Annotated in this window: 17 protein-coding genes; 13 read left to right on the top strand and 4 right to left on the bottom strand. The window is 60.1% G+C overall.

From position 1 onward, the window contains the following. Positions 1-26 precede the first annotated feature (26 nt). The 5 genes from BS626_RS04505 (at position 27) to BS626_RS04485 (ending at position 8,664) form a co-directional block, all read left to right on the top strand. Complete coding sequence (locus BS626_RS04505; protein ID WP_075181205.1) at positions 27-3,761, top strand: DNA translocase FtsK 4TM domain-containing protein; 3,735 nt, start codon at positions 27-29, stop codon at positions 3,759-3,761. A gap of 88 nt (positions 3,762-3,849) precedes the next feature. After that, complete coding sequence (gene lolA, locus BS626_RS04500) at positions 3,850-4,461, top strand: outer membrane lipoprotein chaperone LolA (RefSeq protein ID WP_075181204.1); 612 nt, start codon at positions 3,850-3,852, stop codon at positions 4,459-4,461. Positions 4,462-4,473: 12 nt separating this feature from the next. Beyond that, positions 4,474-5,817 carry a replication-associated recombination protein A gene (locus BS626_RS04495; RefSeq protein ID WP_075181203.1) on the top strand — a complete coding sequence of 448 codons (1,344 nt, stop codon included), beginning with the start codon at positions 4,474-4,476 and terminating at the stop codon, positions 5,815-5,817. An 89-nt stretch (positions 5,818-5,906) separates the two neighbouring features. Beyond that, positions 5,907-7,199, top strand: a complete 1,293-nt coding sequence (gene serS / locus BS626_RS04490; protein ID WP_075181202.1) for a serine--tRNA ligase — start codon at positions 5,907-5,909, stop codon at positions 7,197-7,199. A 310-nt stretch (positions 7,200-7,509) separates the two neighbouring features. Continuing rightward, positions 7,510-8,664 (top strand): MFS transporter, encoded by a 1,155-nt coding sequence (locus BS626_RS04485; RefSeq protein ID WP_075181599.1) that lies wholly within the window; start codon positions 7,510-7,512, stop codon positions 8,662-8,664. 26 nt (positions 8,665-8,690) lie between these two features. On the opposite strand, the gene pflA is transcribed toward BS626_RS04485, so the two are convergent. The 4 genes from pflA to ycaO all read right to left on the bottom strand — a co-directional run bounded on the left by pflA (position 8,691) and on the right by ycaO (position 15,079). Further along, positions 8,691-9,431: a pyruvate formate lyase 1-activating protein gene (pflA, locus tag BS626_RS04480; protein ID WP_075181201.1), complete on the bottom strand. Its 741-nt coding sequence runs from the start codon at positions 9,429-9,431 to the stop codon at positions 8,691-8,693. Positions 9,432-9,532: 101 nt separating this feature from the next. Next, positions 9,533-11,815, bottom strand: coding sequence for a formate C-acetyltransferase (pflB, locus tag BS626_RS04475; RefSeq protein ID WP_075181200.1), 2,283 nt, complete (start codon positions 11,813-11,815; stop codon positions 9,533-9,535). Between the two features lie 72 nt (positions 11,816-11,887). After that, positions 11,888-12,751 (bottom strand): formate transporter FocA, encoded by an 864-nt coding sequence (gene focA / locus BS626_RS04470; RefSeq protein ID WP_075181199.1) that lies wholly within the window; start codon positions 12,749-12,751, stop codon positions 11,888-11,890. A gap of 570 nt (positions 12,752-13,321) precedes the next feature. Further along, complete coding sequence (gene ycaO, locus BS626_RS04465) at positions 13,322-15,079, bottom strand: 30S ribosomal protein S12 methylthiotransferase accessory factor YcaO (RefSeq protein ID WP_075181198.1); 1,758 nt, start codon at positions 15,077-15,079, stop codon at positions 13,322-13,324. A gap of 267 nt (positions 15,080-15,346) precedes the next feature. On the opposite strand from ycaO, the gene serC reads away from it, so the two are divergent. From serC to lpxK, 8 genes are all read left to right on the top strand, one after another. Then, positions 15,347-16,432 carry a 3-phosphoserine/phosphohydroxythreonine transaminase gene (serC, locus tag BS626_RS04460; RefSeq protein ID WP_075181197.1) on the top strand — a complete coding sequence of 362 codons (1,086 nt, stop codon included), beginning with the start codon at positions 15,347-15,349 and terminating at the stop codon, positions 16,430-16,432. A gap of 100 nt (positions 16,433-16,532) precedes the next feature. After that, positions 16,533-17,819, top strand: a complete 1,287-nt coding sequence (gene aroA / locus BS626_RS04455; protein ID WP_075181196.1) for a 3-phosphoshikimate 1-carboxyvinyltransferase — start codon at positions 16,533-16,535, stop codon at positions 17,817-17,819. 174 nt (positions 17,820-17,993) lie between these two features. Beyond that, positions 17,994-18,683 (top strand): (d)CMP kinase, encoded by a 690-nt coding sequence (gene cmk / locus BS626_RS04450; protein ID WP_075181195.1) that lies wholly within the window; start codon positions 17,994-17,996, stop codon positions 18,681-18,683. A gap of 107 nt (positions 18,684-18,790) precedes the next feature. After that, entirely contained in the window at positions 18,791-20,464 is a 1,674-nt protein-coding gene (rpsA, locus tag BS626_RS04445) for a 30S ribosomal protein S1 (RefSeq protein WP_075181598.1), read from the top strand. Between the two features lie 90 nt (positions 20,465-20,554). Then, on the top strand, positions 20,555-20,839 hold the full coding sequence (gene ihfB, locus BS626_RS04440) for an integration host factor subunit beta (RefSeq protein WP_075181194.1): 285 nt from the start codon (positions 20,555-20,557) through the stop codon (positions 20,837-20,839). Between the two features lie 199 nt (positions 20,840-21,038). Next, entirely contained in the window at positions 21,039-23,294 is a 2,256-nt protein-coding gene (locus tag BS626_RS04435; RefSeq protein ID WP_075181193.1) for a DNA internalization-related competence protein ComEC/Rec2, read from the top strand. Positions 23,295-23,328: 34 nt separating this feature from the next. After that, positions 23,329-25,077 carry a lipid A ABC transporter ATP-binding protein/permease MsbA gene (gene msbA / locus BS626_RS04430; protein ID WP_075181597.1) on the top strand — a complete coding sequence of 583 codons (1,749 nt, stop codon included), beginning with the start codon at positions 23,329-23,331 and terminating at the stop codon, positions 25,075-25,077. Continuing rightward, positions 25,074-26,093 (top strand): tetraacyldisaccharide 4'-kinase, encoded by a 1,020-nt coding sequence (lpxK, locus tag BS626_RS04425; protein WP_075181192.1) that lies wholly within the window; start codon positions 25,074-25,076, stop codon positions 26,091-26,093. Before msbA ends, lpxK begins: the two co-directional genes overlap by 4 nt. The last annotated feature ends 49 nt before the right edge of the window (positions 26,094-26,142 follow it).

Here is a 26,142-nt window from a genome sequence, read left to right as displayed (position 1 = left end):
CGTTCACAGGCACCTGGAGTGTTCTCTTGAGCCAGGAATATACCGAAGATAAAGAAGTCTCCCTGGAGCCGCTCAGCAGCCGTCGTCGTCTGCTTGAAGCGCTGTTAATTGTCATTGCGCTATTCGCCGTCTATTTGATGATGGCGCTGGTCAGCTTTAATCCCTCCGACCCCAGCTGGTCGCAAACCGCCTGGCACGAACCTATCCATAACTGGGGCGGCGTACCCGGCGCCTGGCTGGCCGATACCCTGCTGTTTATCTTTGGGGTGATGGGATATGCCATACCCCCGGTGATCCTCGGGCTGTGCTGGATCGCCTTTCGCCAGCGTGAGAGTCAGACTTATACCGACTATTTCGCCGTCTCGCTGCGTCTAATCGGCGTGGTCGCGCTGATTACGACGTCCTGTGGGCTGGCCGCGCTGAATGCTGACGACATCTGGTACTTTGCCTCTGGCGGCGTGATTGGCAGCCTGCTGAGCAGTGCGATGGCGCCGTGGCTGAACGGCATCAGCGGCACGCTGGTGCTGCTGTGCGTATGGGGAGCCGGACTGACGCTCTACACCGGCTGGTCCTGGTTAACGATTGCGGAAAAACTCGGGGCGGCGGTGATGGGCATTCTGACCTTTGCCAGCAACCGTTCTCGTCGCGAAGCGCACTGGAATGAGGAGCCCGAGGCGTATGATGAAGCGCGCGCGGCGGAATCCACAGCGCAGCGGACGCCGCTGACCGAAGACGATCGGGAGGACGTGCTGCTGCGTCGCCCGCGCGCTGACGTCGGCGAGGATGAGCGCGACGATCCGCTACTGGCCCCTTCGTTTGCCGCTCAGCATAGTGATCCCATGCCGCCGACGCCGGCCTCCGCTGAGGATGTTCCGGCCGTGGCCGCGGCTTCCGCGCCGAACGTCCCGCCGGTAGTGGCCGCAACCGGCGCGCAGGATGCCGATGCGGCGCCGGCTGAACGCCCGGCGGCTACCGATCCAACCCCGCGCTATCGCTTTGAACTGCCGGCCGACGCCGGAGAGTCAGATGACGGCCCGCCACTGGGGAACTGGCAGGAAACGAACCGCCCGACGGCGACGCCCGCCGGCGTCGCGGCTGGACACCCACTCACTCGCGAGGCACCGACGCCCGCCGGCGTTGCGGCTGGACATCCACTCACTCGCGAGGCACCGATGCCTGCCGACGTCCCGGCTGGACACCCATTCCTCCCCGAAACAGCGCCGTCCCGGCAGGGGGCCGCCCAGCTGGCCGCCGCAGCGGCGGCGCCCTTTATGCCTGCCTTCAGCGCTTCGCGTGATGAAGCAGACGATGCCGGCAGCAATCCGCAGGTGAAGCAGGGCATTGGCCCGACGCTGCCGCGGCCCAATCCGGTTAAACTGCCTACGCGGCGCGAGTTGGCCTCTTACGGTATCAAGCTGCCTTCGCAGCGCATCGCCGAGGAGCGGGCGCGGGCCGAGGCACAGCGTCAGCCGGCAATGACGGACGACAGCGGTGCACTGGCGGATGCCCCGCCGCCGCAGGCCGATCCCACGGAGGCGCAGCAGCAGGCCGCCCTGCGCGAGGCCTGGCTCAGCCAGCAGCAGCGCTACGGAGAACCGGACGCGCTGAGTGAAGAAGAAGAGGAGCAACGCGAGCAGCAGGCGCTGGCCGCGCAGTTTGCCGCCCAGCAGCAGGCGCGCTACGCTGAGCCGCGTGCAGCGCAGGCCGATCCGTCTGTCAGCATCGAGGAGCAGCGCGAGCAGCAGGCGCTGGCCGCACAGTTTGCCGCCCAGCAGCAGGCGCACTACGCTGAGTCGCCCGCAGCGCAGGCCGATCCGTCTGTCAGCATTGAGGAGCAGCGCGAGCAGCGCGAGCAGCAGGCGCTGGCCGCACAGTTTGCCGCCCAGCAGCAGGCGCGCTACGCTGAGCCGCCCGCAGGGCAGGGCTATCCGTCTGTCAGCGTCGACGCGCTGCGTTTTTCCCCGCTGGACGATCTGATTGACGAATCGCCGCGCGAGCCGCTGTTTACCCTGCCAGCCGCGGCGGATCCTGAGCCGGCTTCCCAGGCGGCGGCTTACGCCGGACAGGCTGGCGCCGCCGCGCGCCATCCTGCACCGCCGGCCGCGCCGGTGTCGAACGTGGGCGGGCAGCCGGTCGCTGCGCCGCCGTCGGTGACTCCAGCGCCTGCCGCTGTCGCGGCGCCGACTCCGGCCGCTGCCGCTACGCCGGCGGAACCGGCCATGGACAGTCTGATTCACCCATTCCTGGTGCGTCACGACCGCCCGCTGGAAAAACCGTCCACCCCGCTACCGACGCTGGAGCTGCTCACGCCGCCGCCGGTTGAGGAGGAGCCGGTGGATATGTTTGCGCTGGAGCAGACCGCGCGCCTGGTCGAGTCGCGTCTGGCCGATTACCGCGTGAAGGCGGAAGTGGTTGGCATTTCGCCCGGGCCGGTGATCACCCGTTTTGAACTGGATCTCGCGCCGGGGGTTAAAGCCGCGCGTATTTCCAATTTGTCGCGCGATCTGGCGCGTTCGCTGTCTGCCGTTGCGGTACGCGTGGTCGAAGTGATACCGGGTAAACCGTACGTCGGACTGGAGCTGCCGAATAAGCATCGCCAGACGGTTTACCTGCGCGAAGTGCTGGACTGTCCGAAGTTTCGCGATAACCCCTCGCCGCTGGCGGTGGTGTTGGGCAAGGACATCGCCGGTCAGCCGGTGGTGGCGGATCTGGCAAAAATGCCGCACCTGCTGGTGGCCGGTACCACCGGCTCCGGTAAATCGGTTGGCGTTAACGCAATGATCATCAGCATGCTGTATAAAGCCACGCCGGAAGAGGTGCGCTTTATCATGATCGATCCGAAAATGCTGGAGCTGTCGGTGTATGAAGGCATTCCGCATCTGCTGACCGAAGTGGTCACCGACATGAAGGACGCGGCCAATGCGCTGCGCTGGAGCGTCGGCGAGATGGAGCGGCGCTATAAGCTGATGTCGGCGCTGGGCGTCCGTAATCTGGCCGGATATAACGAGCGGGTTGCGCAGGCCGAAGCGATGGGGCGTCCGATTCCCGATCCGTTCTGGAAACCGGGCGACAGTATGGACAGTACGCCGCCCGTACTGGAAAAACTGCCGTACATCGTGGTGATGGTTGACGAATTTGCCGATCTGATGATGGCGGTGGGCAAGAAAGTGGAAGAGCTGATTGCCCGCCTGGCCCAGAAAGCGCGCGCCGCCGGGATCCACCTGGTGCTGGCAACTCAGCGCCCGTCGGTCGATGTGATAACCGGCCTTATCAAGGCCAATATCCCGACCCGTATTGCGTTCACCGTATCGAGTAAGATTGATTCGCGGACGATCCTCGATCAGGGCGGTGCCGAGTCGCTGTTGGGGATGGGGGATATGCTGTATATGCCACCGAACTCCTCGAATCCGGTGCGTGTCCACGGGGCGTTTGTGCGCGATCAGGAAGTGCATGCGGTCGTGCAGGACTGGAAGGCGCGCGGCCGGCCCCAGTATATCGACAGCATTACCGCCGGCGAAGAGAGCGAAGGCGGGGCGGGCGGACTGGACGGTGATGAAGAGCTGGATCCGCTGTTTGATCAGGCGGTGGCATTTGTGGTGGAAAAGCGCCGCGCCTCGATTTCCGGCGTGCAGCGCCAGTTCCGCATCGGCTACAACCGGGCGGCGCGCATCATTGAGCAAATGGAGGCGCAGAGCATCGTTTCGCCTCCGGGCCACAATGGTAACCGTGACGTCCTGGCCCCGCCGCCGCACGAGATGTAAATCGGATGACTCTGAGGGAGGGCGGGTTGCATCCGATATGATTCGCCCCCACCTTTGAAGGTAACTCAATCATAAGGAACCTGTTGTAATGAGAAATATGCTTATCTCTTGCTGTGTGCTGGCCGCTTTCTCTTCCAGCGCGGCCCTTGCAGATGCGCGCAGCGATCTGCAACAGCGCCTCGGTAAAGTGCAAACGTTCCACGCCAGCTTCACTCAGACCGTCACTGATGCCAGCGGCGCCAATGTCCAGGAAGGAGAAGGGGAACTGTGGGTGAAGCGCCCAAACCTGTTTAACTGGCACATGACTGCGCCCGATGAGAGCGTGATCGTCTCTGACGGTAAAGCGCTGTGGTTCTACAACCCGTTTGTAGAGCAGGCGACCGTCACCTGGCTGAAAGACGCCACCAGCAATACCCCGTTTATGCTGATTGCCCGCAACCAGCCGTCCGACTGGCAGCAATACAATATTGCCCGCACGGGCGATACCTTTGAGCTGACGCCGAAACGGGCCGATGGTAATCTGAAGCAATTCACCCTGAAGGTGGCGGCGGATGGTACCATCAATCAGTTCAGCGCGGTGGAGCAGGACGGCCAGCGCAGCAGCTATACCTTAAAAAGCCAGCAAAATGGCAGCGTCAGCCCGGATAAATTCCGCTTCACGCCTCCGCAGGGCGTAACGATTGATGACCAGCGCAAATAACCCGGAGCGTGCGTGAGCAATCTCTCTCTCGACTTCTCTCAGCAGGATTTCCAGCCGCTGGCCGCGCGGATGCGGCCGGCCACTCTCGATCAGTATATTGGTCAGCAGCACCTGCTGGCCGCGGGTAAACCACTGCCGCGGGCGATCGAGGCCGGCCATCTGCATTCCATGATTTTGTGGGGGCCGCCCGGCACCGGAAAGACCACCCTGGCGGAGCTGATTGGTCACTACGGTAACGCCGACGTTGAGCGTATTTCGGCGGTGACCTCCGGGGTGAAAGAGATTCGTGAGGCGATTGAGCGGGCGCGCAATCGTCGCGATGCCGGACGCCGTACCATTCTGTTCGTGGATGAGGTGCATCGCTTCAATAAGAGCCAGCAGGATGCTTTTCTGCCGCACATTGAAGATGGCACCATCACGTTTATCGGCGCTACGACCGAAAATCCCTCGTTCGAGCTCAATTCCGCCCTGCTGTCGCGCGCGCGCGTCTACCTGCTAAAGTCCCTGACCGTGGAGGATATCGAGACGGTGCTGGAGCAGGCGATGCAGGACCGTACACGCGGCTATGGCGATCGGGATCTGGTGCTGCCCGCCGCGACGCGGCGGATGATTGCCGAGCTGGTCAACGGTGATGCCCGGCGGGCGCTGAACACGCTGGAAATGATGGCCGATATGGCCGAGATCAACGCCGCGGGTCAGCGCGAGCTGACGCCGCAGCTGCTGAATGAAGTCTCCGGTGAACGCAGCGCGCGCTTTGATAATAAAGGCGATCGCTTTTACGATCTGATTTCTGCGCTACATAAATCCGTGCGCGGCTCAGCCCCGGATGCCGCGCTCTACTGGTATGCCAGAATCATCAGCGCCGGAGGCGATCCGCTGTACGTTGCGCGCCGCCTGCTGGCCATCGCGTCTGAGGATGTCGGCAACGCCGATCCGCGCGGAATGCAGGTGGCCATCGCCGCCTGGGACTGTTTTACCCGCGTTGGCCCGGCGGAGGGGGAGCGGGCCATTGCCCAGGCTATCGTCTATTTAGCGTGTGCCCCCAAAAGCAACGCGGTCTATACCGCATTTAAAGCCGCGCTGCGCGATGCCCGCGAGCGCCCCGATTACGATGTGCCGGCGCACCTGCGCAACGCGCCCACCAAGCTGATGAAGGAAATGGGACTGGGCGCGGAATATCGCTACGCCCACGATGAGCCCCATGCCTACGCCGCCGGCGAAGACTATTTTCCGCCCGAACTGGCCGCGACCCGCTACTACCACCCGGTGGCGCGCGGGCTGGAGGGGAAAATCGGTGAAAAGCTCAGCTGGCTCAGCGAACAGGATCAAAATAGCCCGACAAAACGCTATCGCTGACGCAGGCGTTGCGGTAAGGTTAACAACGCATTAGCGCACGCCACCGGGCGTGGCGCCCCTCCTATTTTCACAACAAGCACAGGAAAAGCATGCTCGATCCCAATCTGCTGCGTACCGAGCCAGACGCAGTCGCTGAAAAACTGGCACGCCGAGGCTTTAAGCTGGATGTCGACACCTTGCGTTCGCTGGAAGAGCGCCGCAAAGTGTTACAGGTCGAAACCGAAAGTCTGCAGGCGGAACGCAACTCCCGATCGAAATCTATCGGGCAGGCCAAAGCGCGTGGGGAAGACATCGAACCGTTGCGTCAGGAAGTGAACGCGCTGGGCGAACGCCTGGACGCGGCAAAAGCAGAGCTGGATGCGCTGCAAAATCAGATCCGTGACCTGGCGCTGACGATGCCTAACCTGCCGGCCGATGAGGTACCACCGGGTAAAGATGATGGCGACAACGTGGAAATCAGCCGCTGGGGCGAACCGCGCCAGTATGATTTCACCGTGCGCGACCACGTCGAGCTGGGAGAGATGGCGCAGGGGCTGGATTTCGCGGCGGCGGTAAAACTGACCGGATCGCGTTTTGTGGTGATGAAGGGGCAGATCGCGCGCCTGCACCGCGCCCTGAGCCAGTTTATGCTTGATCTGCACACCGAACAGCACGGTTACAGCGAGGCCTATGTGCCGTACCTGGTGAACCACGCCACCCTGTACGGCACCGGACAGCTGCCGAAGTTTGGCGAAGATCTGTTCCACACCCGTCCGCTCGAGGAGCAGGCCGACAGCAGCCAGTACGCGCTGATCCCGACCGCGGAAGTGCCGCTGACCAACCTGGTGCGCGATGAAATCCTTGAGGAAGAGTCGCTGCCGCTGAAGCTGACCGCGCACACGCCGTGCTTCCGTTCGGAGGCGGGATCTTACGGCCGCGATACCCGCGGACTGATTCGCATGCACCAGTTTGATAAAGTGGAAATGGTGCAGATTGTCCGCCCGGAAGCGTCGATGGAGGCGCTGGAAGAGCTGACCGGTCACGCCGAGAAAGTGCTGCAGCTGCTGAACCTGCCGTACCGTAAAATGCTGCTGTGTACCGGCGATATGGGCTTTGGCGCCTGTAAAACTTACGATTTGGAAGTGTGGCTGCCGGCGCAAAACACCTACCGTGAAATCTCTTCCTGCTCCAACATGTGGGATTTTCAGGCGCGTCGGATGCAGGCCCGCTGCCGCAGCAAGCAGGAGAAAAAACCGCGTCTGGTGCACACGCTGAACGGCTCCGGCCTGGCTGTGGGGCGGACGCTGGTGGCGGTACTGGAGAACTATCAGCTGGCCGACGGCCGCATTGAAGTTCCCGCGGTGCTGCGTCCGTATATGAAAGGACTGGAATACATCGGCTGATGCTTGCCGGATAACGAGTCAGCCTGAAGCCCGCGTCTGCAGACGCGGGTTTTTTTTGGTCCGCCGCGTGGTGTGAGGCGGTTAAAATAAATCAGTGATTTTTATTATCGTAGTATAAAATACATATTATTGTTTTATATGGATTTATATCGCTTGTTGCCGAAGGTATAGCGACATAAATCAGGATGATGATAAACAATTTCTATCAAACCGGTAAAAAACACCGGTTGGCCAGATTGTGTGCATTGACATTACAAACGGTAATGGCATGATGCGCGCAAAATATTCCCCCTGCGTGGCGCTTTTTCTCATGTCGATCTGGTCCCGAACCGTTATTTTGCTGCTGTGCGGCCTGATGCTGCTCACTGTCTCTTTGGCCGTGCTCAATACGCTGGTCCCGCTGTGGCTCACTCACGATGCGCTGCCTACCTGGCAGGTCGGCCTGGTCAGCTCGGCCTACTATACCGGTAACCTGGTCGGCACGCTGATCGCCGGCGCGGCGATCGGCCGGCTGGGCTTTAATCGCAGTTATTATCTGGCGACACTGCTGTTTGCGCTGGCCACGCTGGCGCTGGCCGCGGGGGCCGGATTCTGGAGCTGGTCGCTGTGGCGCTTTTGCGCCGGCGTGGGCTGCGCGATGATTTGGGTGGTGGTGGAGAGCGCGCTGATGTCCAGCGGCACCGTTCGCCAGCGCGGTCGGCTGCTGGCGGCCTATATGATCGTTTACTACGGTGGGACGGTGCTGGGGCAGCTGCTGGTCAGCAGCCTGTCAACCCAGCTACTGAGCGTGATTCCCTGGGTGACGATGCTGATCGTCGCCGCCATTCTGCCGCTGCTGTGGGTGACGATTCGCCAGGATCGGCAGGAAGAAGAGCAGGCCGCTCCGGGCCGCCTGTGGGCGATGCTGCGCCGGCGCCATGCCCGGCTGGGCATTAACGGCTGCATTATCTCCGGTATTGTGCTCGGCTCGCTGTACGGGCTGATGCCGCTTTACCTGTCCCATCAGGGCATGGCTGACGCCCGCGTTGGCTACTGGATGGCGCTGCTGGTCAGCGCCGGTATCGTTGGTCAGTGGCCGATCGGCCGGCTGGCGGATCGTTTTGGCCGCCTGCTGGTTCTGCGCGTGCAGGTGTTTGTGGTGATCGTTGGCGCGGTGGCAATGCTCAGCCACGCGGCGATGGCGCCGGCGCTGTTCGTGCTGGGCTGCGCCGGCTTCACGCTCTATCCGCTGGCGATGTCCTGGGCCTGCGAGGCGGTAAAGCACCACGAGCTGGTGGCGATGAATCAGGCGCTGCTGTTGAGCTATACGGTGGGTAGTCTGGCCGGTCCGGCGATGACCGCCCTGCTGATGCAGCACTACTCCGATCGGCTGCTGTTTGTGATGATCGCGGCCGTGTCGCTGGTTTATCTGGTGATGCTGCTGCGCAAAGCCGATTCGCACGCTACGCCGGTGGCGCACGCCTGAACGGATGAGATCCAGCGCGGCCGCGGCTAATACACGACCGGATGACCATACGGCTCGAGGATCTCTTTCAGCCGCGCCAGCGTCGCCGCCGGTGGGGGCTTCACGCCTTCCAGCGCATAGGGTTCCCCCAGCGTTTGCCATTTATGTTTGCCCAGCTCGTGATAGGGCAACAGCTCAATTTTCTCGATATTGTGCATATCGCGCGTGAACGCCCCCAGCAGGTGAGCCGATGCATCATCATCTGACCAGCCGGGAACTACCACATAGCGGATCCAGGTTCGCACGTTTTTCCCGGCGAGGTAGCGGGCAAACGCCAGCGTCCGCTGATTTGAAACACCGACCAGCGCGTGGTGGATCTCGTCATTTAGCTGCTTCAGATCGAGCATCACCAGATCCGTTGCGGCCAGCAGTTCATCAATGACCGGATCGTAACGGCGAACAAATCCGTTGGTATCCAGACAGGTATGGATGCCCTCGGCCTGACAGGCGCGGAACCAGTCGCGGACGAACTCGGCCTGCAAAATCGCCTCGCCGCCTGAGGCGGTGACGCCACCGCCCGAGGCGCGCATATAGTGACGATAGCTGCGAACTTCCTGCATCAGCGCTGGCAGCGTCATTTCGTGGCCGCCGTGCGTGTTCCAGGTATCGCGGTTATGGCAGTAGAGGCAGCGCATCAGGCAGCCCTGAAAAAAGGCGATAAAGCGGATGCCGGGGCCGTCGACGGTGCCGCAGGACTCAATGGAGTGGATTCTGGCGTTAACGGACATAGGCGGGATCTCCAGCGTGATTAACAGGGCAGGGGGAACGTCATCGCTGGCCCCTGGGGCCAGCAGCCGGGCGACAGTGCGCCGCCCGGCTGCGGTGGTGGCTACAGCGCCGAGGTGAAGGTGCGGGTAATCACATCCTGCTGTTGCTCGGCGGTCAGTGAGTTAAAGCGTACTGCATAGCCGGACACGCGGATAGTTAACTGCGGGTAATTTTCCGGATGCGCCATGGCGTCCAGCAGCATCTCACGATTCATCACGTTGACATTCAGGTGCTGTCCTCCCTCAATCTCTGCTTCGTGATGGAAGTAGCCGTCCATCAGACCGGCCAGGTTAGTCTTACGCGCATCGTCGTCTTTGCCCAGTGCGTTTGGCACGATGGAGAAGGTGTAAGAGATACCGTCTTTGGCATAGGCAAAGGGCAGTTTCGCGACTGAGGTCAGCGACGCGACTGCCCCTTTTTGGTCGCGTCCGTGCATCGGATTCGCGCCCGGGCCAAATGGCGCACCGGCGCGGCGACCGTCCGGGGTATTACCGGTTTTTTTGCCGTAGACCACGTTTGAGGTGATGGTCAGGACCGACTGCGTGGGCACCGCGTTACGGTATGTCGGCAGGCGCTGAATTTTCTTCATAAAGCGCTCAACCAGATCGCAGGCGATATCGTCCACGCGCGCGTCGTTGTTCCCAAACTGCGGATACTCACCCTCGATAACAAAGTCTACCGCGAGGCCATCGGCATCGCGTACCGGTTTAACCGTGGCGTATTTAATCGCCGATAGCGAGTCCGCTGCGACTGACAAACCGGCGATGCCGCAGGCCATGGTGCGCCAGACGTCGCGGTCGTGCAGGGCCATCAGTGCCGCTTCATAACTATACTTGTCATGCATGTAGTGAATGATGTTCAGTGCGGTTACATACTGTTTAGCCAGCCAGTCCATAAAGTGATCCAGTCGTGCCATCACCGTGTCGTAATCCGGCACATCATCGGTGATCGGCGCTTCTTTCGGCCCCACCTGCATTTTCAGCTTCTCATCCACGCCGCCGTTGATGGCGTACAGCAGGGTTTTGGCCAGGTTCGCGCGCGCGCCGAAGAACTGCATCTGTTTACCGACAATCATCGGGCTGACGCAGCAGGCGATGGCGTAATCGTCACTGTCGAAATCCGGGCGCATCAAATCGTCGTTTTCGTACTGCAGCGAAGAGGTGTCAATAGAGACTTTTGCCGCGTATTTCTTAAAGTTCACCGGCAGCTGTTCCGACCACAAAATGGTCATGTTTGGCTCCGGTGACGGCCCCATAGTGTAGAGCGTATTCAGGAAGCGGAAGGTGGTTTTACTGACCAGCGTGCGGCCATCGAGGCCCATACCGGCGAGCGACTCGGTGGCCCAGATGGGGTCGCCAGAAAACAGCTCGTCATATTCCGGTGTGCGCAGAAAGCGCACCATGCGCAGCTTCATCACCAGGTGATCAATCAACTCCTGCGCTTCGCTCTCGCTCAGCGTTCCGGCCTGCATGTCGCGCTCAAGATAGATATCGAGGAAGGTGGAGACGCGGCCAAACGACATGGCGGCGCCGTTTTGCGATTTAACCGCGGCCAGGTAGCCAAAATAGGTCCACTGCACCGCTTCCCGCGCGTTGCGCGCCGGGCCGGCGATGTCGCAGCCATATTTGGCCGCCATGGTTTTCATCTGTGCGAGGGCGCGGTGCTGTTCGGCAATCTCTTCGCGCAGGCGGATGGTGGCTTCCAGATCGCTGCCGTTTTCCAGATCCTGCTGCAGAGAAGTGAACTGCGCCAGCTTGTCCGCCATCAGGTAATCAATGCCGTACAGCGCAACGCGGCGATAGTCACCAATGATGCGACCGCGACCGTAGGCATCAGGCAGGCCGGTTAATATACCGGATTTACGGCAGCGCAGGATATCCGGTGTGTACACGTCAAATACGCCCTGATTATGGGTTTTACGGTACTCGGTAAAAATTTTCTTTAGCTGCGGATCGAGCTCGCGACCGTAGACTTTACAGGAGCCTTCCACCATTTTAATGCCGCCGAAGGGGATGATGGCGCGCTTGAGTGGGGCATCGGTTTGCAGGCCCACAATTTTTTCCAGCGCTGCGTCAATGTAGCCGGCATCGTGGGCGGTAATGGTGGATGCCAGAGCGGTATCAAAATCCACCGGCGCGTGGCTGCGGTTTTCAATTTTGATGCCCTCCAGCACGCTATCCCACAGCTGGCGGGTTGCGGGCGTGGCGTCAACCAGGAAGGACTCATCGCCCTCATACGGCGTGTAGTTTTTCTGGATAAAATCACGGACATCGACGCGTTGCTGCCAGTCGCCGGCGGTGAATCCCTGCCAGGCCTGAAACAGATTTTCGTTAAGCTCGGTCATGATATACCTACCTTATAATGTCAGAAGTTGACTCACGGCCCCGTGGGGCGGTGTAAAAACGTGCTGCGCGGCTCAGGACGGCGTTTTGCGGCCGCCGCGCAGGTAAATCATCCAATAGGTCAGCCCCACCAACAGGCCACCGCCAATGATGTTACCGAGGGTCACCGGCAGCAGATTGTGCGCGAGAAAGTGCTCGACGGTTAGCGCAGGGAAGTGGCCGGGATCGCTGGCGATAGCCTGCCAGAAATCGCTGTGCGCAAAGTGCTTAATGACGATGGCCAGCGGGATTAAAAACATATTGGCAATGCTGTGCTCGAAGCCGCAGGCGACAAACATAGCCACCGGCAGCACCATCGCTACGGCCTTATCGGTCAGCGTCCGTCCTGAGTAGCTCATCCAGACCGCCAGACAGACCAGCAGGTTAGCTAGGATACCGAGGCAAACGGCCTGGCTAAATGCGTGATGGAGTTTGTGATCCGCAGTTTGCAGCACGTTTAATCCCCAGTCGCCGTTGGCGAGCATGTGCTCGCCGGCAAACCAAATCAGCGCCACGAAGAAGAGTGCGCCCAGCAAATTGCCTACATAGACAATCAGCCAGCTGCGGGCCAGCTGGCCCCAGCCGATACGTCCGCTTGCCTTGGCCACCACGATCAACACGCTGGAGGTAAACAGGTCAGCGCCGCAAACCACCACCAGGATCAGGCCGAGAGAGAAGCACAACCCACCGATAAGCTTTGCCACGCCAAAGGGCATCGCGGAAGCACCGGTGGTGGCGGTGACGTAAAATACGAAGGCGATAGAAATAAACATTCCCGCGGTTATGGCGAGGAAAAAGGTGGTCAGTGGAGGGCGGGTCGCTTTATAGACCCCGGCTTCTTCCGCCTCTTTAGCGATGGCCGCGGGTAACAGTAAATTGAATGGGTGATTAGAATGCACACTCAAGCCCCTTTAACACGATTCAGCATTGGGATGTTAACAATGGCGCGGGAAACGGGAATTGATGTGGATCATCTTCATATGGGAGCGCTCGCCTTAAAACGATATAATCACCTGCGTTATCGTTTAACTCATTGAAATAAAAGATAAAATATTTTTTATATTTTGCACTTTTATTTTAATTTTTACGGATTTACGGGCAGGTAAACTGGAATAACCGGCGGTTAGCAGAGGAAGATGCAGCGCTAAAGCGTATTATTTTTACTTTTTTGTTAAAGAGGGTTAACCAAAATTTAACCGCAGATGATCTGACCCGGAGGCTGGCGCCATGATCGGGGGGCGTGGCGCCGGACAGCCGCCAGGCCGTAGGCGGTGAAGCGCAATCCACGCGGCGTGGCATCACGCCTCACCAGAGCGGTGGACGTCGACAGAGGCTGAGTGAGGCGGGTGAGCCCCGTTGACCGGCAGAACAAATCCGGCGGTCAATCAGCAGACAATGGCCCGTGCGGGGTGAATCGGGTCGGCCGCAACGGCAGGATGCCATGACGGCCAACCCGGCAGGACCGGCGGTTACTGCCAGTGCTGACGCTTGGCGCGCTGCAGCTTCTCGTAGGCGGCGAGCAGGGCCTGATGCGCCGGGAACGCCTGCAGTTCGGCATCGACAGGCTGCAGTCCCCAAAACGGTGCTTCGCCGCTGATGGCGGCCGAAGCGGCCTCCACGGCGTCAGCGCCGTACATGCGCACGAAGGCGTGATGGTACTGCAGCGGATCGCGCTCATCTTCCATGGCCAGCAGCAGCAGCGTTTGCAGACAGCGGTAGTAGTTCGCCCGTTCCGGAGTGAAGACTGAGCCGTTAAACTCCATGGTCCATTCGGTCCAGCTCAGCGCCTGATCGAGATCGCCCCCGGCCAGCGCCAGCATGGCTTTCAGTTCGCCAATGCGCAGCGTATACCAGCCATTATCTTTACCGGTCGCGAGGCCCAGCAGCTCGCGCACGCGGGTGAAGTCGTCGAGGCTCTCATCATCCAGCTGTTCAATCAGTGCCAGATAATCCGCCTTATCCCACTCGCTGCCCGGCAGGGAGAGCAGGGTTTCGCGCAGATGGGTACCCATGCTGTTATTGGCCAGCAGCAGATCTTCCGCCGGATAGATATCGGACATCCCCGGAACAATGATGCGGCAGGCGTACACGCCCAGATGCTCGTAGTCGGCGATATAGACATCCTGACCCTCCGCCGTAAAGATCGCCATCAGCGTGGCGAACTCCGCTTCGGTGCTCCCGCTGAAACACCAGTCGACGAACGGATAGTCCGCCTCCTCTTTAAACATGTCCCAGGAGATCAGGCCGCTGGAATCGATAAAATGGGTTTCCAGGTTGGTGTGTTCGGCCACCTCTTCGTCATCAAAGGTCGGCGGTGTAAACACGTCCAGATCCTTCAGGCTGCGCCCCTGCAACAGCTCGGTGACGGTTCGCTCCAGCGCCACGCCAAAGTCGGGATGCGCGCCAAAAGAGGCGAAGCAGGTGCCGTTTGCCGGGTTGAACAGCACCACACAGATCACCGGATATGTCCCGCCAAGGGAGGCGTCATAGGCAAAAATCGGGAAACCTTCCTCTTCCAGTTTGGCTATTGAGGCTACCACACCCGGATAGCGCGCCAGCACGCCGTCCGGAATCGCCGGCAGGCTGATGGATTCGGCGATGATGCGGTTTTTAATGTAGCGCTCAAAGACCTCGGACAGGCCCTGTACCCGCGCTTCATTACGGGTGTTACCGGCGGACATGCCGTTAGATACGTACAGGTTGCCGACGATATTCATCGGAATGTACACCGTCTGCTGGTCCGACTGGCGAGTAAAGGGCAGCGCGCAGATGCCGCGAGCGGCATTGCCGGATTGCAGATCGATCAGGTCGCTGCCGCTCAGCGCATTTTCCGGATCGTAAAAGGCGCGCAGGCGATCGTCGAGAAGGCCGGCCGGCAGATCATCCTCTTCGCTAAGTGGGAACCACTTTTCATTCGGATAGTGAACGAAATCCCCGTTGGCAATGCCGTTGCCCAGCCAGAAATCGGCAAAGAAATAGTTGGTTGACAGCCGCTCAAAATATTCGCCCAGCGCGGAGGCCAGGGCCGCTTTTTTACTGGCGCCTTTCCCGTTGGTAAAGCACAGCGGGCAGTCACGATCGCGAATGTGTACCGACCAGACGTGCGGGACCGGGTTCAGCCAGGAGGCTTCTTCAATATGGAAACCGAGATCCAACAGCTTCTGTTGAAAACGATCAATGGAATCTTCCAGCGCGGCGTCTTTGCCGGGGATATACGTTTGCGTCATGTGCCACTCAATAGTTACTGTGGAAAGGGCGCATAATACGGGTTTTCATCAGTTATCGCCACGCGTGCGCCGGCGTTTATCTGTAAATTACGCGGTCGATTCCGCTTAGCACGTTTTATTCCGCGTTGGCTTTCATTTACGGCATAAGCTGTTACGCAGACCAACAGAAAAAACGCGAGCTGGCCGGATTAAGCATTGCAGCCGCCCGGAGGCGATGATAAAACCGATAGCGAGAACAGAAACGATTGCTCAATGTGGTGAGGGGAAATGACACAGGTTTTCAATTTTAGCTCCGGACCGGCCATGCTGCCGGTGGAAGTGCTCCGTCGCGCAGAACAGGAACTGACTAACTGGAACGGGCTGGGAACCTCCGTAATGGAGATCAGTCACCGCAGTAAGGAATTTATTCAGGTGGCGGAAGAGGCGGAGAAAGATTTTCGCGATCTGCTAAAAATCCCTCCGAACTACAAAGTTTTATTCTGCCACGGTGGTGCCCGCGCACAGTTTGCTGCGGTGCCGATGAACCTGCTCGGGCAGGCCACTACCGCCGACTATATTGATGCCGGCTACTGGGCACACAGCGCCATTAAAGAAGCCACGAAATACTGTACCCCGAACGTGATTGACGCGCTGACGCAGGTTGACGGCAAGCGCGCCGTGGTGGCGATGCGCAACTGGGCGCTGAGCGACGGCGCGGCCTACGTCCACTACTGTCCAAATGAGACCATTGATGGCATCGCCATTCATGAGCAGCCAGATTTTGGTGACAAAGTGGTGGTCGCCGATCTCTCTTCCACCATCCTGTCGCAGCCGATTGACGTCAGCCGTTACGGCGTGATTTACGCCGGTGCGCAGAAGAACATTGGCCCGGCGGGGCTGACGCTGGTTATCGTACGCGAGGATCTACTGGGTCGCGCCAGTCCACTGCTGCCTTCGATACTGGATTACCAGGTGTTGGCAGAAAATGAGTCAATGTTTAATACGCCGCCGACCTACGCCTGGTACCTCTCCGGTCTGGTTTTTAAGTGGTTGAAATCACAGGGCGGTGTGACTGAGATGGCCAGGGTGAATCAGGCGAAGGCCGAGCTGCTGTACGGCACTATCGATGGCAGCGAGTTTTACCGCAACGACGTGGCCGCGGCAAACCGCTCCAAAATGAATGTCCCTTTCCAACTGCGGGATCCGGCGCTGGATAAGCTGTTTCTGGAAGAGTCATTTGCTGCCGGTTTACATGCGCTGAAAGGCCATCGCGTGGTGGGGGGCATGCGCGCCTCGATTTATAACGCGATGCCGTTAGACGGCGTTAAGGCCCTCACCGACTTTATGACTGATTTCGCCCGCCGCCACGGCTAAAGGCGCAGCTGTCGTTTTATCCTCCTGCCCCGGCAGGAGCAAACCGAAACCTCGCCTGCCGCGGGGTTTCGGCGTCATATACTCTGGAGATAAGTGTGACATGCAGGACTCCCTGACTTTACAGCCGATTGCCCACGTTGACGGCGTTATCAATCTGCCCGGTTCTAAAAGCGTATCCAATCGCGCGTTGCTGCTGGCGGCGCTGGCTTCGGGTACCACCCGGCTGACTAACCTGTTGGACAGCGATGATGTGCGACATATGCTGAATGCGCTGCAGGCGCTCGGCGTTGACTACCGCCTGTCGGCGGACCGCACCACTTGTGAAGTGACCGGCAACGGAGGACCGCTCGAGGCGCGGGGCGCACGAGAGCTGTTTCTGGGGAATGCTGGTACGGCGATGCGCCCGCTGACGGCTGCGCTGTGCCTCGGACAGGGGGACGTGGTGCTCACCGGTGAGCCCAGGATGAAAGAGCGCCCAATTGGTCATCTGGTGGACGCGCTTCGCCAGGGCGGCGCGCAGATTACCTATCTGGAGCAAACCGACTATCCGCCGGTGCGTTTGCAGGGCGGCTTCCGCGGTGGCGAAGTCAGCGTCGACGGTTCGGTGTCCAGCCAGTTTCTGACGGCGCTGCTGATGGCTGCACCGCTGGCGCCGCAGGATACCACCATCAGCATCACCGGCGAACTGGTATCCCGGCCTTATATCGCTATCACGCTGAGTCTGATGGCGCGTTTTGGCGTTGAGGTAGAAAACGATAACTATCGTCGCTTTGTGGTGCGTGGGCGGCAGCAGTACCAGTCGCCAGGCGACTATCTGGTGGAGGGGGATGCTTCTTCAGCTTCCTATTTTCTGGCGGCGGCCGCGATCAAAGGCGGTACCGTGCGGGTGACCGGCATCGGGCGTAACAGCGTACAGGGCGATATTCGCTTTGCCGATGTGCTGGAAAACATGGGCGCAACGATTTCCTGGGGCGAGGATTACATTGCCTGTACCCGCGGTGAACTGCACGCCGTCGATATGGACATGAACCATATCCCCGACGCCGCGATGACCATTGCTACTACCGCGCTGTTTGCCCGGGGCACCACGGTCCTGCGCAACATCTATAACTGGCGTGTTAAGGAGACCGATCGCCTGGCGGCGATGGCCACCGAGCTGCGTAAAGTGGGCGCAGACGTGGAGGAAGGGCACGATTACATCCGCATCACGCCGCCGGCGGCGTTAACCCACGCTGAAATCGGCACCTATAATGATCACCGCATGGCGATGTGTTTTTCGCTGGTGGCGCTGTCTGACACGGCTGTGACCATTCTTGATCCGGCCTGTACGGCGAAAACGTTCCCCGACTATTTTGAACGTCTGGCCAGCATCAGTCAGCCGGCCTGATTCCTTCCGATTGCCCGCCGGTCGGCGGGCACCTGTCTCTTTAATCACCGCCGCTGTAAGGTTTTTTGTCGCCGACTATGCTTTAGGGGTAACGATACGGCGTCAGGGTGCGTATAATACGCCGCGATCTTTACCTGGTGAACAGGTAACCGCGCAGCCATACAGGAGAAACAGATGACAGCTACAGTCCCGGTAATCACCATTGATGGCCCAAGTGGTGCGGGTAAAGGCACACTGTGTAAAGCGATGGCGGAGAATCTGCGGTGGCACCTGCTGGATTCCGGCGCAATTTATCGCGTACTGGCGCTGGCCGCGCTGCATCATCACGTTGACATTACCTCGGAAGAGGCGCTGGTGCCCATTGCGGCCCATCTGGACGTGCGGTTTATTGCCGAGCAGGGCGAGATAAGCGTGGTGCTGGAAGGCGAGGATGTCTCCGCGGCGATCCGCAGCCAGGACGTCAGCAATACGGCGTCGAAAGTGGCGGCCTTCCCGCGCGTGCGCGAGGCGTTGCTGCGTCGCCAGCGTGCGTTCCGCGAGGCGCCGGGGCTGATTGCCGACGGACGCGATATGGGCACGGTGGTGTTTCCCGATGCGCCGGTCAAAATTTTCCTCGACGCCAGTTCGGAAGAGCGCGCTCAGCGTCGCATGCTGCAGTTGCAGGAAAAGGGCTTTAGTGTTAACTTTGAGCGCCTTTTAGCCGAGATAAAAGAGCGGGATGACCGCGATCGCCATCGCCCAGTGGCACCGTTAGTGCCCGCCAGTGATGCACTGGTGCTGGACTCTACCCAGATGAGCATTGAGCAAGTCATTGAAATCGCGCTAGACTATGCGCGTAAGACGCTGGCTTTGCCCTCGGCTTAACCGAATGCAGTACCCCGGTGACAGGGAAGGTCATCGGGTATGTGAAACAACCCCACCCGTCAGGATGTCAGGTGGACGTTAAATTGAAGAATCCTAAGATTATCAATATGACTGAATCTTTTGCTCAACTCTTTGAAGAGTCCCTGAAAGAAATCGAAACCCGCCCGGGTTCCATCGTTCGTGGCGTTGTTGTTGCTATCGACAAAGACGTCGTCCTGGTTGATGCGGGTCTGAAATCTGAATCTGCTATTCCTGCAGAGCAGTTCAAGAACGCAGCCGGCGAGCTGGAAATCCAGGTAGGTGACGAAGTTGACGTTGCGCTGGACGCAGTAGAAGACGGCTTCGGTGAGACCCAGCTGTCTCGTGAGAAAGCCAAACGTCACGAAGCCTGGATTACGCTGGAAAAAGCTTACGAAGACGCTGAAACTGTGACCGGTGTGATCAACGGCAAAGTGAAGGGTGGCTTCACAGTTGAGCTGAACGGTATTCGTGCGTTCCTGCCAGGCTCCCTGGTTGACGTGCGTCCGGTCCGCGATACCCTGCACCTGGAAGGCAAAGAGCTTGAGTTTAAAGTGATCAAGCTTGATCAGAAGCGCAACAACGTTGTCGTTTCTCGCCGTGCGGTTATCGAGTCTGAGAACAGCGCAGAGCGCGATCAGCTGCTGGAAAACCTGCAGGAAGGCATGGAAGTCAAAGGTATCGTTAAGAACCTCACTGACTACGGCGCCTTTGTTGACCTGGGCGGCGTTGACGGCCTGCTGCACATCACTGATATGGCGTGGAAACGCGTTAAGCACCCGAGCGAAATCGTCAACGTTGGTGATGAAATCAACGTGAAAGTGCTGAAATTCGACCGTGAGCGCACCCGCGTTTCTCTGGGTCTGAAGCAGCTGGGCGAAGATCCGTGGGTCGCTATCGCTAAGCGCTACCCGGAAGGCACCAAGCTGACCGGCCGCGTGACCAACCTGACTGACTACGGCTGCTTCGTGGAAATCGAAGAAGGCGTTGAAGGTCTGGTTCACGTTTCTGAGATGGATTGGACCAACAAAAACATCCACCCGTCCAAAGTGGTTAACGTGGGCGATGTGGTTGAAGTGATGGTGCTGGACATTGATGAAGAGCGTCGTCGTATCTCCCTGGGCCTGAAGCAGTGCAAATCTAACCCATGGCAGCAGTTCGCCGAGACCCACAACAAAGGCGATCGCGTTGAAGGTAAAATCAAGTCTATCACTGACTTCGGTATCTTCATCGGCCTGGACGGTGGCATCGACGGTCTGGTTCACCTGTCTGACATCTCCTGGAACGCGACTGGCGAAGAAGCCGTTCGTGAGTACAAAAAAGGCGACGAAATCGCTGCCGTTGTACTGCAGGTTGACGCAGAGCGCGAGCGCATTTCCCTGGGCGTTAAGCAGCTGGCAGAAGATCCGTTCAACAACTACATCTCTCTGAACAAGAAAGGTGCGATTGTTAACGGTAAAGTGACTGCTGTTGACGCGAAAGGTGCTACAGTTGAATTAGCTGACGGCGTAGAAGGTTACCTGCGCGCTTCTGAAGCGTCCCGTGACCGCGTAGAAGACGCCACTCTGCTCCTGAGCGTGGGTGACGACGTTGAAGCGAAATTCACCGGCGTGGATCGTAAGAACCGCGTAGTGAGCCTGTCTGTTCGTGCGAAAGACGAAGCGGATGAGAAAGACGCTATCGCCACCGTCAACAACAAGCAGGATGACGCTAACTTCTCCAACGCAATGGCAGAAGCATTTAAAGCGGCAAAAGGCGAGTAATCACGCTCCAGCCAAACAGGGTGGCGACAGCCACCCTGATGTGTAAGGCGCTGTCTCACATTTTTCCTGTAGGGATAATCCGGAGGATCCATGACCAAGTCCGAACTGATTGAACGACTTGCCAGCCAGCAATCTCATATTCCTGCGAAAGCGGTTGAGGATGCGGTAAAAGAGATGCTTGAGCACATGGCCAGTACCCTGGCCGGTGGCGAACGCATTGAAATCCGGGGGTTTGGCAGCTTTTCTTTGCATTACCGCGCACCGCGCACCGGTCGTAATCCTAAAACCGGTGACAAAGTGGATCTGGAGGGCAAATATGTTCCCCATTTCAAGCCGGGCAAAGAGCTGCGGGATCGCGCTAACATTTACGGCTAAGCACGATGAATCGACGAAAACGACACTCCGGTGTCGTTTTTTTTTACCGGTGCCTTTTTGCGGCCTGTGCCGCATAGCGTTAGGTTTTGCTGGCAACGGCGGCAACTTTTTCTGCACCCCCGCCGCATAGCGCCGTTTTCTCCGCGGTGCCTCTCCTCTCCGGCAGCGACAATGCCTCCCTCTACGCTGTGGGAGCGCCATGATGACTCTGACCCGCGCCGCCGCCTGCCTGGTTCTGGGCATGCTGCCGCTGCTTATCTTACCGCAACTGCCGTCGCCGCTGGCGCTGGCGGCGCTGATCGCTCTGGCTTTGCTGCTGCTGCAGGCCCGCTTGCGCCCACTGCGCCAGGCGGCGCTGATGCTGCTGGGTTTTACCTGGGTCGCGCTGCATGCACAGCGGGAAATAACCCAGATTGAACAGCTAATTGCGCAACCGGCCACGCTACAGGTGCGGGTAGTGGAAGCGGTACCGGACGACCGGCGGATGACGGTGCAGCTGCTTTGGTGGCAGGGCCGGCCAGTTTATCCGCCGCTGTACGCGCGGGTTGGGCTGCGCGGCGGCGGTGGCTGGTGCGCTGGCATGTCGGCGATCGTCACACTGAGTCTGCGTCCGGTCCATGCGCAGCTCAATGAGGGGGGCTTTGATGCCCAGCGATGGGCTCTGGCAAACCATACCCCGCTGACCGGGCGCATCCTCACCACGCGGGCGCGAAGCGGCAGCTGTGATGCGCGCACGCAACTGATTCAGCGCGCTGAAGGCCACTATGCGCAGGCAGCGCAGCCGGCGCTACTGAGTGCGCTGGCGTTTGGCGATCGCCGTCGCCTCACGGGTGAACAGCGGCAGCTGCTGCGGGAAACCGGTACCGCCCACCTGATGGCCATTTCCGGAATGCACATTGGCCTCGCGGCAGCATTTGGGGCGCTGCTGGGGCGGCTGTGCCAGCTCCCGCTGCCGGCGTGGCGTATTGGCTACCGCTGGCCGTTGTACTGCGCGGCGCTGACGGCGCTGGCCTATGCGTGGCTCTCCGGCGGCCAGCCGCCGGCACAGCGGGCGCTGGTGGCCATCGGCTGCTGGACTATCTGCCGCCTGCGCGGCTGGCATGTTTCCGGTACGCAAGTCTGGCTGCTCTGCGTTGCGCTGGTCTTGTTAGTCGATCCACTCACTCTTCTCGCCGATAGCTTCTGGCTGTCGGTACTGGCGGTGGCGGCGATGCTGCTGGGATACTGGTTATTGCCGTTACCGGCGACTTTGCGCCGCTACCGGTGCGGGAGAATGCTGCAGCTGGTGCACCTGCAGCTGATTATCATGCTGCTGCTGCTGCCGGCACAGCTGTGGCTGTTTCACGGCCTGAGTCTGAGTGCGCTGGCGGCGAATCTGATCGCGGTACCGCTGGTCTCGCTGCTGGTGGTACCGTTGATCCTGCTGGCGCTGCTGTTATTACCCTGTCCTGCACTCAGCACGCTGTGCTGGCGCGGTGCGGACCTGGCGCTGAACGGGGCTGTCGCGTCGCTGCGCGCACTGCCTCCGGCCTGGTACGCGGTCAGCGGCGATGGTGCATTAGGCCTGGTGATGGGGCTGCTGCTACTGATCGCCCTCTACCTCGGTGCCAGCGTACGCTGGCCCGTTGCGCTGCTCATCCTGCCGCTGGCGATCGCCCAGCTGCGAGCGTCCGATCCCAGCGTGCGCTGGCGGCTGGATATGCTGGATGTGGGCCACGGCCTGGCGGTAGTGCTTTCACGCCATGGGCATGCGCTGCTGTATGACAGTGGCGGCAGCTGGTCGGGCGGCGACGCGGGAGAACGCACGATTGTGCCCTGGCTGGAGTGGCAGGGGCTCCGGCCAGACATGCTGGTGCTGAGCCACGCGCATCGCGATCATATCGGCGGTGCCGCCAGCCTGCTGCTGCGCTGGCCGGATCTGATGGTGCGGCGTAACTTTGCTCCGGCGGCGCGGGGCTGTTCACGGGGCGATCGCTGGCGCTGGCAGGGGCTGGACATGGAGGTCGTCTGGCCGCCAGCGGGTGCGCATCGCGGGGACAACAATGACTCCTGCGCGCTGCTGATTCACGATGGGACATTTCACGTGCTGTTAACCGGAGATATGGAGCGGGAGGCTGAACGGCAGCTGGTAGCGGAGTGGGGCGATCGCGGCGCGGTCGATGTCCTGCAGGTCCCCCATCACGGTAGCCGGACCTCCTCAACGCCCGTGTTGCTGCGCCGGCTGCGCCCCACGGTGGCGCTGGCCTCGGCGGCGCGTTACAGCCCGTGGCGGCTTCCGGCGGCAAGTGTGGTGGCACGCTATCGATCGGCGGGGATTGCGTGGTATGACACCGCCGTTTCTGGCCAGATCGCGGTAACATTTTATCGCCACAGGCTGCGCGTCAGCGGTTTGCGAGAGCAAATATTGCCGCGCTGGTATCATCCGTGGTTTGGCGTCCCGCGGGATTCCAGGTAGAATGAGCGGCTATTTCACTGAAGCTGGTAATGACATGCATCTCGATAAAGATCTTTCAACGTGGCAAACATTTCGCCGCCTGTGGCCGATGATCGCTCCCCACAAGGCCGGGCTCGCCGTAGCAGCCGTTGCGCTGGTGCTCAATGCGGCAGGTGATACCCTGATGTTGTCATTGCTGAAACCTTTACTCGACGACGGTTTTGGCAAAGCGGACAAATCGGTCCTGCTATGGATGCCGCTGGCGGTTATAGGCCTGATGCTCATGCGCGGTGTCACCAGCTATATCTCCAGCTATTGCATCTCCTGGGTTTCGGGCAACGTAGTGATGAATATGCGCCGGGGCCTGTTCAGCCACATGATGGGTATGCCGGTCGCGTTCTTTGACAAGCAGTCGACCGGTACCCTGCTGTCGCGCATCACCTATGACTCGGAGCAGGTCGCGTCCTCCTCTTCCGGCGCGCTGGTGACGGTGGTGCGCGAGGGCGCATCAATCATTGGCCTGTTTATCATGATGTTTTACTACAGCTGGCAGCTGTCACTGATCCTGATCGTGCTGGCGCCGGTGGTATCCCTCGCGATTCGCCTGGTTTCGAAGCGTTTTCGCAATATCAGTAAAAACATGCAGAACACCATGGGGCAGGTGACGACCAGCGCCGAGCAAATGCTGAAGGGGCATAAAGAAGTCCTGATTTTTGGCGGCCAGCAGGTGGAGAGTCAGCGTTTTGATAAAGTGAGCAACCGCATGCGCCAGCAGGGGATGAAGCTGGTGTCGGCCTCGTCCATTTCAGACCCGATTATTCAGCTGATTGCCTCGCTGGCCCTGGCGTTTGTGCTGTACGCAGCAAGCTTCCCCAGCGTGATGGAGACGCTGACCGCCGGTACGATTACCGTGGTATTCTCCTCCATGATTGCCCTGATGCGCCCGCTAAAGTCGCTGACCAACGTCAATGCCCAGTTCCAGCGCGGCATGGCGGCCTGCCAGACGCTGTTCTCCATCCTCGATAGCGAGCAGGAGAGCGACACCGGTCATCGTCAGGTGACCCGTGCGCGGGGGGACATTGAGTTCAAAAATGTCACCTTCACCTATCCCGGGCGCGATATCCCGGCGCTGAAAAACATCAATTTGCATATACCAGCGGGCAAAACCGTGGCGCTGGTTGGCCGTTCCGGTTCGGGGAAATCGACCCTCGCGAGTCTGCTGACCCGTTTTTATGATATCCAGCAGGGTGAAATCCTGATGGATGGCCACGATCTGCGAGAATACACGCTGGCTTCACTGCGAAATCAGGTGGCGCTGGTGTCGCAGAATGTCCACCTGTTCAATGACAGCGTCGCCAACAATATCGCTTACGCGCGGGAGGAGCAGTACAGCCGCGCGCAGATTGAAGAGGTAACGAAACTGGCCCACGCGAAAGACTTCATCGACAAGATGGACCAGGGGCTGGACACCATTATCGGCGAGAACGGCGTACTGCTCTCCGGCGGTCAGCGTCAGCGTATCGCCATTGCCCGCGCGCTGCTGCGCGACTGCCCAATTCTGATCCTGGATGAGGCAACCTCGGCGCTGGATACCGAATCTGAGCGGGCGATCCAGTCGGCGCTGGATGAGTTGCAGAAGAACCGCACCTCGCTGGTGATCGCTCACCGCCTGTCGACGATTGAACAGGCGGATGAGATTGTGGTGATCGAAGATGGTCAGATTGTTGAGCGCGGTTCGCATGATGAGCTGCTGAACCTGCGCGGTGCCTATGCACAGCTGCACAAAATGCAGTTTGGCCAATGATTGAGCGCCTGTGGAGCGGCCGTTCGCCGCTGTATTGGCTGCTGCTGCCGCTCAGTTTGCTGTACGGCGCGATCACCGGCCTGATTCGCTTGAGCTACCGGCTTGGCTGGCGGAAAAGCTGGCGTGCGCCGGTACCGGTAGTGGTGGTCGGTAATCTGACCGCCGGCGGTAACGGGAAAACCCCGGTGGTCATTTGGCTGGTGGAACAGCTGCGCGCGCGCGGTCTGCGCGTAGGGGTGGTCTCGCGGGGCTATGGGGGGCGCGCCACGCGCTATCCGCTGCTGCTGAGCGCAGAGAGCACGCCGGCGGAGGCCGGCGATGAGCCGGTACTGATTTATCAACGCACCGGCGCGCCAGTGGCGGTGGCGCCGCAGCGCGCCGAGGCGGTTAAAGCGCTGCTGGCCGCGCAACCGCTGGACGTGGTGATTACCGACGACGGTTTGCAGCACTACGCCCTGGCCCGCGATGTGGAAATTGTGGTGGTAGACGGCGAGCGGCGCTTTGGCAACGGCTGGTGGCTTCCGGCCGGCCCCATGCGCGAGCGTGCGTCGCGACTGGCCAGCGTGGACGCGGTGATTGTCAACGGGGGGACTGCCGGAGAGGGGGAACTTCCCATGCGCCTGCAGCCGGGACAGCTGACCCGCCTGCAGACTACGGCCGACGGTGCGCAGGCGCCGGACTTTTCCCAGGCGATAGCCATGGCCGGGATCGGACATCCCCCGCGCTTTTTTGCCACGCTGCAGGGGCTGGGCATCCGGCCGCTGCGTACGTACGCTTTTGCCGATCACCAGGCTTATCAGCCCGCGGCGTTGCGTGCGCTGACCCCCCACGGGGAGCCGCTGTTAATGACCGAAAAAGACGCGGTGAAGTGCCGCGGCTTTGCCGCTGACAACTGGTGGTATTTGCCGGTCACCGCGCAGCTGCCCGAGCCGCAGGCCGGGGCGCTGCTGCAGCAAATTATCCGCGGCGTGACCCGCCGCAAAGCCCAGACCGGCGAGGGGTCGCGGGCACACTAAGCCGCGCGGTTGCCCTGTGTTATGCTGTGACCATTAGGATCTTACGGAG

This window comes from Pantoea sp. 1.19, assembly GCF_001922585.1.
Taxonomy (GTDB): domain Bacteria; phylum Pseudomonadota; class Gammaproteobacteria; order Enterobacterales; family Enterobacteriaceae; genus 1-19.
This window is presented reverse-complemented; position numbering and strand designations above follow the sequence as displayed.